The organism is Rhodanobacter sp. ANJX3 (genome assembly GCF_014200755.1).
Taxonomy (GTDB): Bacteria; Pseudomonadota; Gammaproteobacteria; order Xanthomonadales; family Rhodanobacteraceae; genus Rhodanobacter.
In genome coordinates this window covers 124942-138657 of the sequence record NZ_JACHCM010000006.1, presented here as the reverse complement: position 1 = coordinate 138657, position 13716 = coordinate 124942, and the positions used below count along the sequence as shown (strand labels likewise).

Annotated in this window: 11 protein-coding genes; 2 read left to right on the top strand and 9 right to left on the bottom strand. The window is 64.9% G+C overall.

From position 1 onward, the window contains the following. Positions 1–4 precede the first annotated feature (4 nt). The 3 genes from HDE76_RS16475 to HDE76_RS16465 form a co-directional block, all read right to left on the bottom strand. Positions 5–1894, bottom strand: a complete 1890-nt coding sequence (locus HDE76_RS16475; RefSeq protein ID WP_179478761.1) for a glycosyltransferase family 39 protein — start codon at positions 1892–1894, stop codon at positions 5–7. A gap of 82 nt (positions 1895–1976) precedes the next feature. Continuing rightward, on the bottom strand, positions 1977–3041 hold the full coding sequence (locus HDE76_RS16470; protein WP_179478759.1) for a CDP-glycerol glycerophosphotransferase family protein: 1065 nt from the start codon (positions 3039–3041) through the stop codon (positions 1977–1979). Continuing rightward, entirely contained in the window at positions 3041–3856 is an 816-nt protein-coding gene (locus HDE76_RS16465) for a glycosyltransferase family 2 protein (RefSeq protein WP_179478757.1), read from the bottom strand. Before HDE76_RS16465 ends, HDE76_RS16470 begins: the two co-directional genes overlap by 1 nt. Positions 3857–4120: 264 nt before the next feature. On the opposite strand from HDE76_RS16465, the gene HDE76_RS16460 reads away from it, so the two are divergent. Further along, complete coding sequence (locus HDE76_RS16460) at positions 4121–5053, top strand: glycosyltransferase family 2 protein (RefSeq protein ID WP_179478755.1); 933 nt, start codon at positions 4121–4123, stop codon at positions 5051–5053. Positions 5054–5076: 23 nt separating this feature from the next. On the opposite strand, the gene HDE76_RS16455 is transcribed toward HDE76_RS16460, so the two are convergent. Then, the gene (locus HDE76_RS16455; protein WP_255457735.1) at positions 5077–6150 is read right to left on the bottom strand and encodes a glycosyltransferase; all 1074 of its coding nucleotides are present in this window, start codon (positions 6148–6150) and stop codon (positions 5077–5079) included. After that, a complete protein-coding gene (locus HDE76_RS16450) occupies positions 6143–7507 on the bottom strand; it encodes an O-antigen ligase family protein (RefSeq protein WP_179478753.1) in 1365 nt (454 codons plus the stop codon). The genes HDE76_RS16455 and HDE76_RS16450 overlap by 8 nt, the downstream gene beginning before the upstream one ends. Positions 7508–7752: 245 nt before the next feature. On the opposite strand from HDE76_RS16450, the gene HDE76_RS16445 reads away from it, so the two are divergent. After that, entirely contained in the window at positions 7753–8874 is a 1122-nt protein-coding gene (locus tag HDE76_RS16445) for a glycosyltransferase family 4 protein (protein WP_179478751.1), read from the top strand. 3 nt (positions 8875–8877) lie between these two features. On the opposite strand, the gene HDE76_RS16440 is transcribed toward HDE76_RS16445, so the two are convergent. From HDE76_RS16440 to def, 4 genes are all read right to left on the bottom strand, one after another. Next, positions 8878–10587, bottom strand: coding sequence for a glycosyltransferase family 39 protein (locus tag HDE76_RS16440; RefSeq protein ID WP_184509128.1), 1710 nt, complete (start codon positions 10585–10587; stop codon positions 8878–8880). 192 nt (positions 10588–10779) lie between these two features. Next, entirely contained in the window at positions 10780–12114 is a 1335-nt protein-coding gene (gene rsmB, locus HDE76_RS16435) for a 16S rRNA (cytosine(967)-C(5))-methyltransferase RsmB (RefSeq protein WP_179478747.1), read from the bottom strand. After that, positions 12111–13052: a methionyl-tRNA formyltransferase gene (gene fmt, locus HDE76_RS16430; protein ID WP_179478745.1), complete on the bottom strand. Its 942-nt coding sequence runs from the start codon at positions 13050–13052 to the stop codon at positions 12111–12113. The genes rsmB and fmt overlap by 4 nt, the downstream gene beginning before the upstream one ends. Further along, a complete protein-coding gene (gene def, locus HDE76_RS16425) occupies positions 13049–13558 on the bottom strand; it encodes a peptide deformylase (RefSeq protein ID WP_179478743.1) in 510 nt (169 codons plus the stop codon). Before def ends, fmt begins: the two co-directional genes overlap by 4 nt. Positions 13559–13716 lie beyond the last annotated feature (158 nt).

Genomic DNA, 13716 nt, shown 5'->3' with positions numbered 1-13716 from the left:
AGGCTCAAGGCTGCGACCGATAGCGACCTTCCGGAACCGGATAGATCCGGGGGGGTTGGGAGAGTTCGGGCGGCGAACGTCCCGAGTACACATCGGCCAGCGACGTGGCCGGCCAGATCACCATCCACGACGAGCGGAACGGCTGGACCAGCAGTGCATAGCGCAGCGCTTGTGCGTCGAGTTTTTCCGGGTGATCGACGATCAGGCCGTCCGGGTGCGCGCGGGCAAAATCCCTGACAGCCTGCTCACCGAAAAGCTCGGTAATCGGGTGCAGCAGGCGCCCTTCGAAATGGAACTGGCCGTCGTAATTGCCGACGTAGCCGATGGGATGTTGCGCGATATCGGCTTCGCCCAGCAGCCGCGACGACGGTGCCAGATCGTACTTCGGCCACAGAGCGAGCGTGAACAGCGTATTGAGCGCAAGCGTGGCGAGCAGGCCGGCCACCGCAAGCCGGCGCATTTCGCCACGGCCGCGCACCAGCAGCAGCCCGCCGAGCAGCAAAAACGCCACGCCGAACGAACGGCTGTACGCGGCAGCACCGTCGAACCACTCCCCATGCAGATGGTTGCCCGCCACCAGGTTGGGCAGTGCAAACAGGAAAGCCGCAAAAAGTATCCCGCCGATGCCGAGCGGCCAGGTGCCCAGCCACGGGTTGTCGGCCAGCACCGGGCGCCGCTCGCGCAATATGGCGACGGCCGCGGCGATCAGCATCACACCGCCGCCAAATTCGGGCAGCGGGTAATACGCCTGCTTGCCGCTGATCAACGAAAAAACCAGAAAGGTCGGCAGCAGCCAGCACAGCAGAAAATGCAGTCCGGGCTCCAGCGGCTGACGCAGCAGTGCCACCAGCAGTGGCACCAGCAAGAGCAGCATGAGCAGATGCTCCAGCTGCGGCGCGTGCCAGTGAAACGCCAGCAAAGAAAGCAGGCCGAGCCCCGCAACTGCCATCAGCGCCAGTGCGAGTGGCATGCCGCTGCGCCAGGGCTTTTGAAGCAGGGCGATTACCAGGGCGACGCTGGCCCGCGGCCACGCGCTGAAAGGAAACATCAGCACCGGCAGATAGATCAGATACCACCACGACGGATGCGCGTGGCTCTGCAGCGGCTGAGCATGCTGCAACCCTTTCACCACGCGGCCGGCGGTCTGGGTAAAGAACAGCCGCTGCCGATACGCCTCACCGCCGGAAAAACCAGCCGGCAGCGCCCAGGCCAGCAGTACCGCGCCGCCAAGCAGCACGGCGAGCAGGCCGCGGCCGTACCAGCGTGCGCGATGTTCGCGCGCCCAGGCGTTCCACAGCGGCCCGAGCAACCAGGGAAACAGCACGTGAAGCAACATCACCGGCCCCTTGGTCAGCAGACCGGCGCCGATGCACAAACCGAACAGCAGCCAGCGCGGCTCGGCGCGATCGATCTTCGGCGTGAGGCACAGCAGCGCAGCCAGCGCCCATACCGCCAGCAGCACGTCGTACATGATCTGCTGGCCGAACAGAAACGCGTAACTCAGCGCCAGCAGCATCCAGGGGGCGCCCCTGGCGATCCACGGACGGTTTGGAAACAGCCGACGCGCCAGCGCGGACACCAGCACCAGCTGCGTGCCGCCGACCAGCACTTCGAGCACGCGCGGCCACACGTCGCTGACGCCGAAGACAAACCAGCCGGCGTGGATCAGCCAGAACAGCAGCGGTGCTTTTTCGCTGTATGGCTCGCCGTTGATGGTCGGCACCAGCCAGTGGCTGTGACTCCACATCTCCCACGCCACGGCCAGCGTGCGGGTGGAGTACAGCGGCATGGGACCGTGCGAAAAAATCGCCAGCAGTGCTACCAGGGTCCACAGCGGCAGCCACGGCCAGAGCGCGCGCAGGGTTTCGGTACGGCTATTGGCGCTCGGGGACACAGGCGTGCTCGTGTGGGTTCAAGGGAGGATTCTAGCCTGCGTGACCTTGTTCACGTTTATTGCGGGGAAGGGCCGGTGTGATTCACGCCGGCCCCCAGTAACCGATGCGCCGGCGCAGCTTCAGTTTGCGCCACGGATTCCACGGTTTCGGCCGACGGTTGCGTCCGCCGGCAGCGATGAATGCGTCGATCGCATCGAGCACCCGTTCGCTGGAGCGACCGTCGCGATAGGGATGGATCGCGTCGGCGAATTCGCGAATCGCCTGCATCAGCTCCGGCGGCCTGGCCAGCGCGCGCTCGATCGCCGGTTCGAACTGCGCGGGGTCGTCGATGTCGATCAGCTGCGGCCCGGGCCGGCGATTCTTGAAGGTCACCACCGGCTTGCCGGTGAGCAGGAATTCGCTCAGCGCCGACGAGGTATCCGAACACATCATGTCGACCTGCGGAAACAGGTCGAGAATATTGTCGTTCTCGGCGAAACGCAGATACTCGTTCTGCAGCGCCTTGTAACGCGCACGGGTTTCCGGATTCATCTTTGGATGAAAGGTGACGATCCAGCGCCAGCGGCCGTCCCGCGAGAGCCGCTTCACTTCTTCATACAGCGTGTCGGCGGCGCTCCAGGAAGGCGAAAACGTCGAGTGATAGAGGATCACCGGCGGTTCGCGCACCGCGGGCAGCGCGCCTGCGATCTCGCGCATGAACGGGTCCAGTTTGGGCCAGCCGGTTTCGGTTACCGTAAAATGGCCGAGCTTGGCGGCAACTTCGCCAAAGGCCTTGGTATCGCGCGGGCCGGTGGTGCAGTACAGGTCGAAGAAGCCGCGCACGTAGACATGCCGGGGCTTGCCGGCATCGAACCCGTGGAAGGTTTCCACCTTCACGCCGGGAAAGAAATGCGGCAGGTGATTGCTGGAGGTGATCACCGCGATCGGATTCCACGCGCGCACTTCTTCTACCGTGAGCAGGCGTTCGCCGTCGACCAGATCCTCGGCGCCGGGGCCGTCGAAAAACCAGGCCGCCTCGTGGCCGCGCGCGCGGATGGCCTGCTGCACGGGACGAAGAATCGCCAGCGCATAGCGCTCGGAGCCATACAGCAGGTAGTGCTTTGGCGCTACCGCCGCGGACGAAATGGAAGAGGTCGTGTTGCTCATCAACGATCGATGCCGTGGCGAGTGAGAAGTTTGGCCGCCCGATCCACCGACTCCGGATTGCGGCGCATTTCGTAATAGCGCATGCGCTTGTAGATCGCGTAGCTGGCCGCGGTGTGGGCGATCATGAAACCGCGCCAGCCGTCGAGGAACGCCAGCCGAAAAAAGTAGTCCTTGATGAAGGCCAGCGCAAACACGAACGGCGCCTGCCACATCCGCACCGGCTTGCCCTTCTCCAGCCAGTCGCGGCATTTCAGCTCGGCATAGCGCAGCACCTTGAGCTGCTTGTGCGGAAGGGTCGGGTTGTTGATGTGATGAAACGGGGCACGGAAGGTTGGCGCCTCGCCGTCGAAGCGCAGCGACTCGTGCACGCGGGCATCGGTCCAGCGGGCGCGGTCGCGATGGTACAGGCGCGCGAGTTTTTCACCGACGGCCGGACGGTACCAGCGCATCGCGCGGCCCATGTAGATCGTGCTGCGGCGCAGGTAGGCAGCAGGGGTTTTGCCTGCCATCAACGCGGGCAGCCGCTGTTGCAGTTCGGCGGCCAGTTCTGGCGTCAGCGTTTCGTCGGCGTCCAGTGCGAGTATCCACGCGTGGCTGCACTGCGTGGTGGCAAAATTGCGCTGGGCGCCGAAACCGAGCCAGTCCTGATGGACCACGCGCGCGCCATGCGCCTGCGCGATCGCCACCGTGTCGTCATCGCTGCCGCTGTCGACCACCAGTTTCTCGGCCGCAAACGGTACGCTGTCCAGACAGCGCGCGATGGCATCGGCCTCGTTGTGGGTGATGACGACGAGGGTGAGCGGGAGGGCGGCCATGCGGCGGATTCTAGCCGATCGACCCAGGGGTGGTCCGCGGCGAAGCCGGTTGCCGGCTTCCCGGTTAGGTATGATGCAGGCCTGCCGTCATCACCCTTGACGAAACTTTACCCGTAGCGCCGCGCCCGCCGGCCGGACACCGGCGTTGACCATGGGAGAATGCCCGCCGATGAGCACCTTTGCCAGCCGGATCATCCTCTGCGTCCGCGTCGGTTCGCTGCGCCATCGATTTTTTTTCGCCGAGTTGTTGTTGGGAATGTTTGCATGAGCCAGCCAGCGACGAGCTTTGCGGTGGTCGTCACCAGCTATAACTATCGCGACTTCGTGATCGAGGCGGTGCAGAGCGCGTTGGCGCAGAGCCGCAAGCCGGTTCAGGTCATCGTGGTCGACGATGGCTCTACCGACGGCTCGGATGTTTTGCTGCGCGAGCACTTCGGTAGCGACGAACGGGTGCTGCTTATCTGCGGCAGCAATGGCGGCCAGCTGGAGGCGTTCCAGCGAGGCGTGGCGCGGGTCGATGCCGACGTCGTGTGCTTTCTGGATTCCGACGATCGCTGGGCTCCCGACTATCTCGCGCGCCTGGGCGAGCTCTACGACAACCGCCGCGATGTCGATTTCGTCTTTACCGACATGAAGCATTTCGGCGAAGAGAACAAGGTGGTGGGCTTTCATCGCTGCGCCGTCGACCTTGGCTACACCGCGGTGATCACCTATGCGCTCACCCGCTGGTACGGTGCGCCGACCTCGGCGTTGTCGATGCGCGCCAGCTGGGCCAGGAAAGTGGTCGATGTACCCGACAGTTTCCGCGAAACCTGGCGCCTTTCGGCCGACAACTGTCTGGTGTTCGGCGCCAGCGTGCTGGGCGCCAAAAAGTATTATCTACCGACCGGTTGCGTGGATTATCGCATTCACGGAAAGAACGGCTGGTGGTCCAATCGCAGTGCTTCGGTGGCTTACATCAACCGTTTGCGCTCACGCGGGTTGATCGGCTACTACGCGCGGGTCGCCGGGCTGGATGAATCGTGCATCGAGCTGTCCAAGCTGGAATACAAGACCAAACCCGACCCGTTTTGGGCTGAAACCAAGCGCTACGCGGCGTTGTCCATGCGCGGACATGCGCCATGGTGGAAACGCGTCGAGCACATGCTGGCGATTTTGTTCGGATCCAGAGCGTCGGGCCTGCTCAAGAGCGGCTGACCTGCTCAGGTAACGGCTCACGCCTACTTGCCGGTCGACTTTGCGCTCTGCCACGGAACGGTGGCGCGCTCGTCCTGCAGCTGAGGCAGCAGCGCTTCCTGCAGCAGCTTACCGAAGCGCTGCTGATTGCTCTCGAACCAGCGACGCGCGGCCGCGCCCAGCGCCTTGTATTGGGCCGAATCCATACCGCACGCGCGTTCGACGGCGGCTTCGAGGGCCGTCTCGTCAAAGTGATAGCGGGTCGCCGCATTTAACGGGCCGGCGGCGCTGGCCGCTACCAGCAGGCCTCGGTCCGGGCGCACGAGTTCATTCATCGGCGGCGCATCGCAGGTGATCGCCACTGCGCCGCAGCTCATCGCCTCGGCAATGTAATGACCCCAGCCTTCGGCCTCGGACAGACACAAGTGGAATAGATGGCTGTTCTGCAGACGACGGATTTCTTCGATGTTGCGCAAGGTGGCCACACGATGGCGCACGTTGTCTCGATCCGGCGTGGTGGGCATGCCCTGGGCTGTCTGCGGGGATTGCAGCACCAGCAATGGTGGCCATTCCGGATGACGACGCCACACCGCCAGCAGCCGCGCCGTGCCTTTCATGCGGCTGGCGCCCGCCAAATGCAGAAAGTGCGGCTGCCGTGGCATTTCCGGTATCAGGCAATCCGTGCTGCGAAAGCCGATATAGCGGGTCGGCAAGCCGCGTGCCTGAAACGTCGTAGCGGCTACCCTGGTTTTGGCAAGCATCGCCTCGAAGCGGTGCAGATGCCGTTCGTCCCGTTTGGACAGCCATTCCGGATTGGGGATGAAAAAGTTTCGATGTGCGGTGGAAAAGTAGGCCGGTTGAACATGCTCCAGCATGATGTTGACGTCGAACTTCCAGCGCATGCCATCACCACGCTGCAGCGACTGCCTCAGCAACTGCAGGCGAATCCACAGCGCACGCAGCGTCCAGCGGCGGCGTTTCGGGCCGACCGAGGTTATGTGCACATCGTGGCCCTGCAGCGTGAGCGTTTCGCGCAAAAGGCGCAGGTCGTGACTCAGACCACGGCCGTTGTCCCAGCCGATCAGGTTGATGCACGTCCGTGGCGTCTGGTCAGACAATCGGCGCAACCTCCGTTGATGATTTGCGTTTGCCGAGCCAAATCGCCAAGCCCAGTACGAGGAAGAAGTACAGGGAATGTGGCATGGCGCGATAGAAGACGTTGTCGGTCAATCCGCACAATGCGTACATGCTGACTGTGGCGACGCCCACGCATGCGGGAATCATCTCGCTGTGGGGCGCATGCAGCGCGTGACGGGTAAAATGAATGAAAGGCACGGCAAAAATCAGCAAAATAACCAGCAGACCCGGCACACCGCCCGTTGCCGCCGCCTCAAGATATTCGTTGTGCGGGTGTTCGTATTTCACGATGGCGGCGTTGGCATGGCCTTCAGCCACCTGCTGGCGTGCGTAAACCCCGAACTGGTCGATACCCACCCCAGCCAGCGGATGGTCCAGGAACGCGTGACCCGCCGTATGCCACATCTCAAGCCGTTCGCGGATGGCGCCACGGGCGGAGGTCTTGGAGTCGTAGCTGGTCATCTCCGAGCCCACGTCGGCAAATCGCTTCACAAAGACGGACACGTTGCTGGCGGCCACGGACGGTTTGACGGAGGGCGCCGAGGCCGCGGGCCTTTCGAGTACGGCATCGGTGCTTCCCGTGGCCGATGCTTTCGCCGCTGGCATCGGGCTGACGACGGCCGCTGAAGTTGGAGCCGGAACGCTGACGTTATGTACGCTGTTCGCCGCCAGGGCGCCGCCGACGACGATCGCCACAAGCAAGAGCGACGCACACATCCAGCGGCCGGTGCGGCGGCCATAAATCACCAGCATGAACAGCAGTACGGGTATGAATGCCAGCAGCGGCCCCCGGCTCTGGGTCAGCATCGCGCCATACATGCCTAGCATCGCACCCAGGCTGTGCACGGTTTTCTCGAAGAAGCGGCCATTCGCGTAGAAAAGCTGCAGCCATCCGCTCAGCGAAAGCACCAGCAGCACCATCGCGAATTCGATCGCTCCCCAATCGCCACCGTTGAGGCCGAAAGCCCGATCGATTCTGAGCACGAAGTGCTGCACGATGCACACGCCACCCAGAAAGATTGCGGTGGCGCTAAAGCCGAACCAGACCCAGCGCGTGCGCAGCGGCAGACTGAAAACGGCTGCGGTGCCCAGGTAGAGCAGGATGTGCGACGGTAGATCGAACGCATCCCATCCCAACCCGTGGCCGAGGATGTTCAAAGCCGTGTAGACGACGGCCAGGGCGCAAACGGCGACGATCGGCCAGGCCGCCCGGTAACTGTGCCGTGTGGCTCTTCGGCTGAAGAGCAGAATCAAGCCAGCGATAAGCAGTATCAGCGCGGGTAGCGCTTTCACCCGCAAGGGGACGGAGAACGAGAGCGGCATCAGGGCCACCAGCACGGATAACGAGCCAACCCACCATGCGTTCGATCTTGCGTCCACGCCCTCTCCTTTCCGGTTAAGCCATCTCCCTGTGCTGCACGAAGGGTTTGAGGTCTTCAGCACTAGCCTTGAGTTTGGGCATGGTACTTTAGGCAGACCGTGCGACGGGCAACACGTCTCGATGTGATAACAGTCGCGTTCATGTTGTTTGCCTAGTCCATTCTCCAGCGTAGGCGTTCGCCTCGCTTGCAAGGGTCGCTGCCTTGAAAATCCTGTTCACCAATTTCCACGAGGGTGACGGGGGCGGCCACACCACGTATGTAATGACGTTGGCCACGGCTCTTGCGACACGCCACGAAGTGCATGTGGCGGCGCCGCCGGCAAGCCGGCTTTACCGTGAGGCCAGCGGCGAGACCGGCCTTCGTGCGTGGGCACAACCGTTTCCAAATGGGCTGAACAGGCTGGCCGCCCGCCGACGCGCGTGCAGGCAGCTGGCCGGCTTGCTGCGCGGGAGCGATTTCGATCTGGTCCACGTCAATGGCTCGGCCGATCATCGCCTCGTCATGGCGGCCCTGCGTGGATGGCGGCGGCGTCCGCGAATCGTCCTGACCAAGCACAACTCCAAACCGATGACCGGCCTGGGGCACTGGTGGCGCGCCCGACGCGGCACCGACATGGTGATTGCCGTGTGCGACTTCACCTACCGCGCGCTGGCGGCCTCGGCATATCGACGCTGTCTGCTGGCTACCGTGCACAACGGCGTCGACATCGATCATTTCACGCCCTGGCCGAACGCCGAGGCGATCGCGCAGCGCCGACGCTGGCTCGGCGATCGGACGGCGCTGCTGCTCGGCAGCAACGCGGGTACGGCCAACTACAAGGGCTGGATGGATCTGGTCGAGGCGCTGGCACTGTTGCCGCCCGCGCGGCGCGCTCTGGTGCATCTGCTGGTCGCCGGACGCTTGCCGGACGCCGCCATCGAGCAGCGCATTGCCGAGCTGGACTTGAGTGATCAGGTGCATTTCCCCGGCCTGCTCGACGATGTGCGGCCGGCGCTGGCGGCTATCGATGCAGGCTTTGTGCTGTCGTGGGACGTCGAGACCATTTCCTTTGCCTGCCGCGAAATGATGGCGATGGGCAAGCCCGTGCTGGTCAGCGACTACGCCGGCCTGCCGGAAAACATCCGCCCCGAACTGGACGGCTGGCTGGTGCCGCCGCGCAACCATCAAGCCATGGCCGACTGTTTGCAGCGCCTGCTGGAGCAGCGAGCTGACCTGGCGCGGATGGGAGCGGCCGCGCGCGAGCGTGCGCAGAACGAATTTGGTCTGGATCGGTTCGTGGCACGTACCGAGGCAGCCTACGCCGACTTGCTGGCCAATCGTTGAGTCTTACTCGGCATCGTTGTCGTTGTTTTCGCCACTGTGCGGCACACAGCCGGGCAGCACCGCATCGGCCTTGAACAACCACCATTCGCGGCGATTGGCGTGGCCCACGTAAGTGGCTTTCTTGCGATCGACGCACTGGCCCATCGCGGTATCGAGGCTGAATATCCAGCGCTGTGACCGGGCGGCGCGTTGCCAGGCGGTGGCGTCGGCGTACTGCTCGGGCCACGGCTTGAGGAAGCCGAATTCCGCCACCGGCCCTTGCGTCATCAGCAGGTTCTGCTCCTTCCAGGCGAGCAGGCCTATGGTGGCCTGCGGCCCGGCGATGGCGCGGGCACGCTGCATCACGTCGCTGGCCGAGCGGTCGCCGTTGAGCATCGGATAACCCCATAGTCCGTAGACGCTCCACAGCACGGTGGCGAATGCCAGCCAGCCGATCGCGGCGCGACGCACGCGCGTCAGTGCGACGATGACGAGGCCGGCCAGTCCGATGCTCAGCAGCAGCCACCAGATATGCGGATCCAGGCTCTGCTCGAACGGCACGGCCCACGCCGGATGCCATGCCAGCGCCAGCGCCGCGGCGCTGCCGATGCCCGCGCTCAGCAGCAGGGTCAGCACGAAGATCAGGGCACGAACGCCGCGTATGCGCAGCAGGCCCGGCAGCAGCGGCGCCAGCGCCAGCGCCGTCATCGGCAGTGCGGGCAGGATGTAGACATCGCGCTTGCCCGGGCTGATCGAAAAAAACAGCAGGATCAGCACAACCCAGCCGAGCGGCAACAGTAAGCGCGCGTCGCGGCGCTTCAGCCTGCGCCACCAGGCAGGCAGCGCCCAGGGCAGCAGCAGCGACAGCGGCAGCCAGTCGATCACGATGATGCCGAGGAAATAAAACGGCGAATGGAAATGCCCACTCGGCGCTGCGTAGCGATGCACGGTCTGGCCGAAAAGGATGTTGCGCACGTACTCGGCATGCTGCGCATCGCCGTCGGCATGCGCGACCAGCAGCATCGGCACGAGCCAACCGAGGATCGGCACGAAGAACATCACCAGTCCACCGGCCCAGCGCCAGCCGCCGGTGGGCCAGGCGATGTGCTGCCAGTGGCCACGCCGGGCGACGGCATAGGGAATCAGCATCAGCAGGGCGATCACCCCGACGCCCTTGGTCGCCACGCCGACGCCGGCGAAGAAACAACCCACGGCAAACCAGCGCCAAGAAGGCCCCAACAGCAGATGGCGCAGCAGGCCGTAGTTGGCCAGCGTGACCCAGCCCAGCAGGAGCGGATCGATCTGCGCATTGCGCATCTGGTAGGTGAAGTGAATCGTGACCAGCAGAGTGGCTGCCGCCAGCAGTGCGCAGCGGTGGTTCCAGAGGCGGCGCGCCAGATCGTAAGTCAGCGCGAGTGCGCCCAGCCCGGCGGCCAGCGACGGCAGCATGAAGGCGACGCGCCAGCTGCCGGTGAGCAAATAACCCAGCGCCTGCAGCCACATGAACAACGGCGGCTTGTCCGGATACAGCTCGGCGCCACGATGGGGAAACAGCCACTGCCCGTGCTCCACCATCAGCCGGGCCACCAGCGCGAAGCGCGGCTCGTCCGATGGCCAGGGGTCGCGCAGGCCGATGCCGACGCCGAGCAGCAGCAGGGCGAACACGCCGAACAGCAGCAGCTCGCGCGGCGCACTGCGCAGCCAGAGCGGACGAGCGTGGGACAGGGGCTTCACGGCGTGGAGGCTTCCGTTGGGCGATCGGGAAAGGACGCGAGCATAGCCGGAGGTTGGCGGTGCTGTGGCGATCGGTGAAATGACCGGGTCTTCGGCACTGATTTGACCGCGGCGCTGGCCAGCCGTGGCTCGGCACCGTCATCATGGGCGCAGCGGCCTTCGGTTTCGCTTAGCGGCGGCGCAAACGCAAGGTCAAACGTCTTCGACCGATCCATCCTGAGTAGCGGCCACCGTCTTTTCCACCACGGCGTAATACATCCCGTCCAAGTCGCCGTCGCCCGGAAGAATCTGCCAGCCGATGTTCGCGGCGTGCCCCACGGGCAGCGTGAATGCCAGCGCTTGCGCGTCCGATTGTTGGGCGATCAACTCACCCACGATGCTCTCGTTTTCCGCGCGCAGCAGCGAACAGGTGATGTAGACCAGCCGTCCGCCCGGCGCCAGCAGCGGCCACAGCGCCGAGAGTATCCGGCGCTGTTGTTCGTGCATGGCGGCGATATCGCTTTCGCGCCGATGCAGCCGAACATCGGGCCGACGGCGCAGCACGCCGGTGGCCGAGCAGGGTGCGTCGATCAGGATGCGATCGAACGGCTGCCGCTTCCACCAGCCGGTGGGAGCGCCCGCGTCGCCGATGACGATTTTCGCATCCAGCCGCAGGCGCATCAGATTCTGGCGAATGCGTTCGCCGCGCGTCGCATCCACCTCCAGGGCGGTCAGATCGATGTCCGCGCGTTCGAGCAGATGGCACGCTTTGCCGCCGGGCGCCGCGCAGGCATCGAGCACGCGCATGCCGTCCTTGAGGTCGGCCAGATCGGCAGCGACCTGGGCCGCGCCGTCCTGCACCGCGAACAGCCCATCCTCGAACCCTGGCATGCGCGTGACATCGCTGCTGTGCGGCAGCACCAGCGCATCCGCCAGCCAGGGGTGGCTGCTGGCGGCATAGCCCGCCGTCTCGAACTGCGTCAGCAGCGCGTCGCGTGCGATGCGGCGGCGATTGACGCGCAGCATCAGCGGCGGCTCGACATTGTCGGCGGCCATGACCGCCTCGGATTGTGCCGGCCAGTCGCGGGCGAGTGCTTTCGCCAGCCACTGGGGATGGGCATGCCGCGTCTGCGGTTTGGCATCGAGCCGGGCGATCAGGCTTTCGCGCTCGCGTTGCCAGCGTCGCAGCACGGCGTTGACCAGCCCGGCCAGCTGCGGGCGCTTCAGCGCGCGGGTGGCTTCGACGGTGGCCGCCACGGCGGCGTAATCCTGCAGCTGCAGGATTTCCAGCTGCACCAGGCCCAGCACCAGCAGCGCGTGGATGGCCGGATCCTTGTGCCGCAGGGATTTTTCCAGCAACTGATCGATGGCCGCATCGAAGCGCAGCCACCAGCGCGCGCCCTCGCTGAGCAGCGCCATCAGCAGCGCGCGGTCGCGCGGGTCGCGCAGCTTCGGCGCGTTGCGCTCCATCACTTCGCGCAGGGAAGCGCCGCGCATCGCCACTTCGGCCAGCGATCGAGCGGCCAGCGCGCGGGTGTCGACCGTCATCGGCTGCCGCGCAGTTCGGGGCGGGCGTTGAGGTAGTCGGCTGCGCTGATGCGCTTGCCGCCAGCGCGCTGCAATGCGGTGATGCGCAGTACACCCTCACCGCAGGCCAGGTCGATACCGTCGCGACTGGCGCCCAGCACGGCACCGGGCAACGCGCTGTGGTCGCGATCGATGGCATGGGCGGCCCATATCCGCAGCGGCTCGTCCGCCACCTCGGCTTCGGCGACGGGCCAGGGGTTGAAGGCGCGAACTTGGCGCTCCAGTTCGGCCGCCGGGCGCGCAACGTCGAGCCGGGCCTCGGCCTTGTCGAGCTTGTGCGCATAGGTCACGCCGTCTTCCGATTGCGGCGTGGCGACCATGGCCTCACCGGTCAGCGTACGGCGCAGGCCTTCGGCCAATACGTCGGCACCGAGCAGGGAGAGACGGTCGTGCAGGCTACCGCCGGTTTCATCGAAGGCGATCGGCGTGCGCCGCTGCAGCATCACCGGGCCGGTGTCTAGCCCGGCTTCCATCTGCATCAGGTCGACGCCGCTTTCGCTATCGCCGGCGAGGATCGCACGCTGGATCGGCGCGGCACCGCGCCAGCGCGGCAGCAGACTGGCATGCACGTTCCAGCAGCCCAGGCGCGGCGTTGCCAGCACCTTGCGCGAGAGGATCAGTCCGTAGGCGACGACGATCAGCAGGTCCGGACGGTAGCTCGCGAGCGTCTGGCGCACTTGTGTGGACTTGAGCGATTCGGGCTGCTCGACGGTAATGCCCGCCGCCAGCGCCGCCTGCTTGACCGGGCTGGGCGTGAGCTTGCGGCCGCGTCCAGCCGGCCGATCCGGCTGCGTATAGACGGCCACCACCTCGGCGCCGCTGGCGCGGCAGGCTTCGAAGCAGGGAACGGCAAAATCGGGCGTACCGGCAAAGATCAACCGCAGAGGACGCTCATTCAAGCGGTCGCCGCCTGCTTGCGCGCCTTTTCCAATCGCTTGAGCAGCAGGTTGCGCTTCAGCGAGGAGAGATAGTCGACGAACACCTTGCCCTCCAGGTGATCCATCTCATGCTGGATGCATACGGCCAACGGGCCTTCGGCTTCGACGATGATTTCTTCACCGGACGTGTTCTGCGCCTTGACCTTGACCTTGAGCGCGCGGGTCACGTCGGCATACAGGCCGGGAAACGACAGGCAGCCTTCCTGGTAGACCTGCGAACCGTCTTTTTCCAGGATCTGCGCGTTGATCAGCGCCAGCGGCTCATTGCGGTCGTCGCTCATGTCGGTGACCAGTACGCGCTTGTGGACATTGACCTGGGTTGCCGCCAGGCCGACGCCGTTGGAGTCGTACATGGTTTCGAACAGGTCGGCGACGAACTGCTTCAGCTCGGCGTCGAACACGGTGACCGGCTCGGCGCGGGTACGCAGGCGCGGGTCGGGGAATTCAATGATGGTAAGCAGGGACATGGATTTCACCTCGGCGCCGAGAGATGCGGGCGGCTTGGTCAAAAACCCACCCCGACGCGATCTAGAATGTTTCTCATTGTACGTCGGCAAACGCCCGGGCGCAGACGATTTTTGCCCATTCGCGCCTGTTGCGCGTGTTAACGGTTCGGTTACACTCG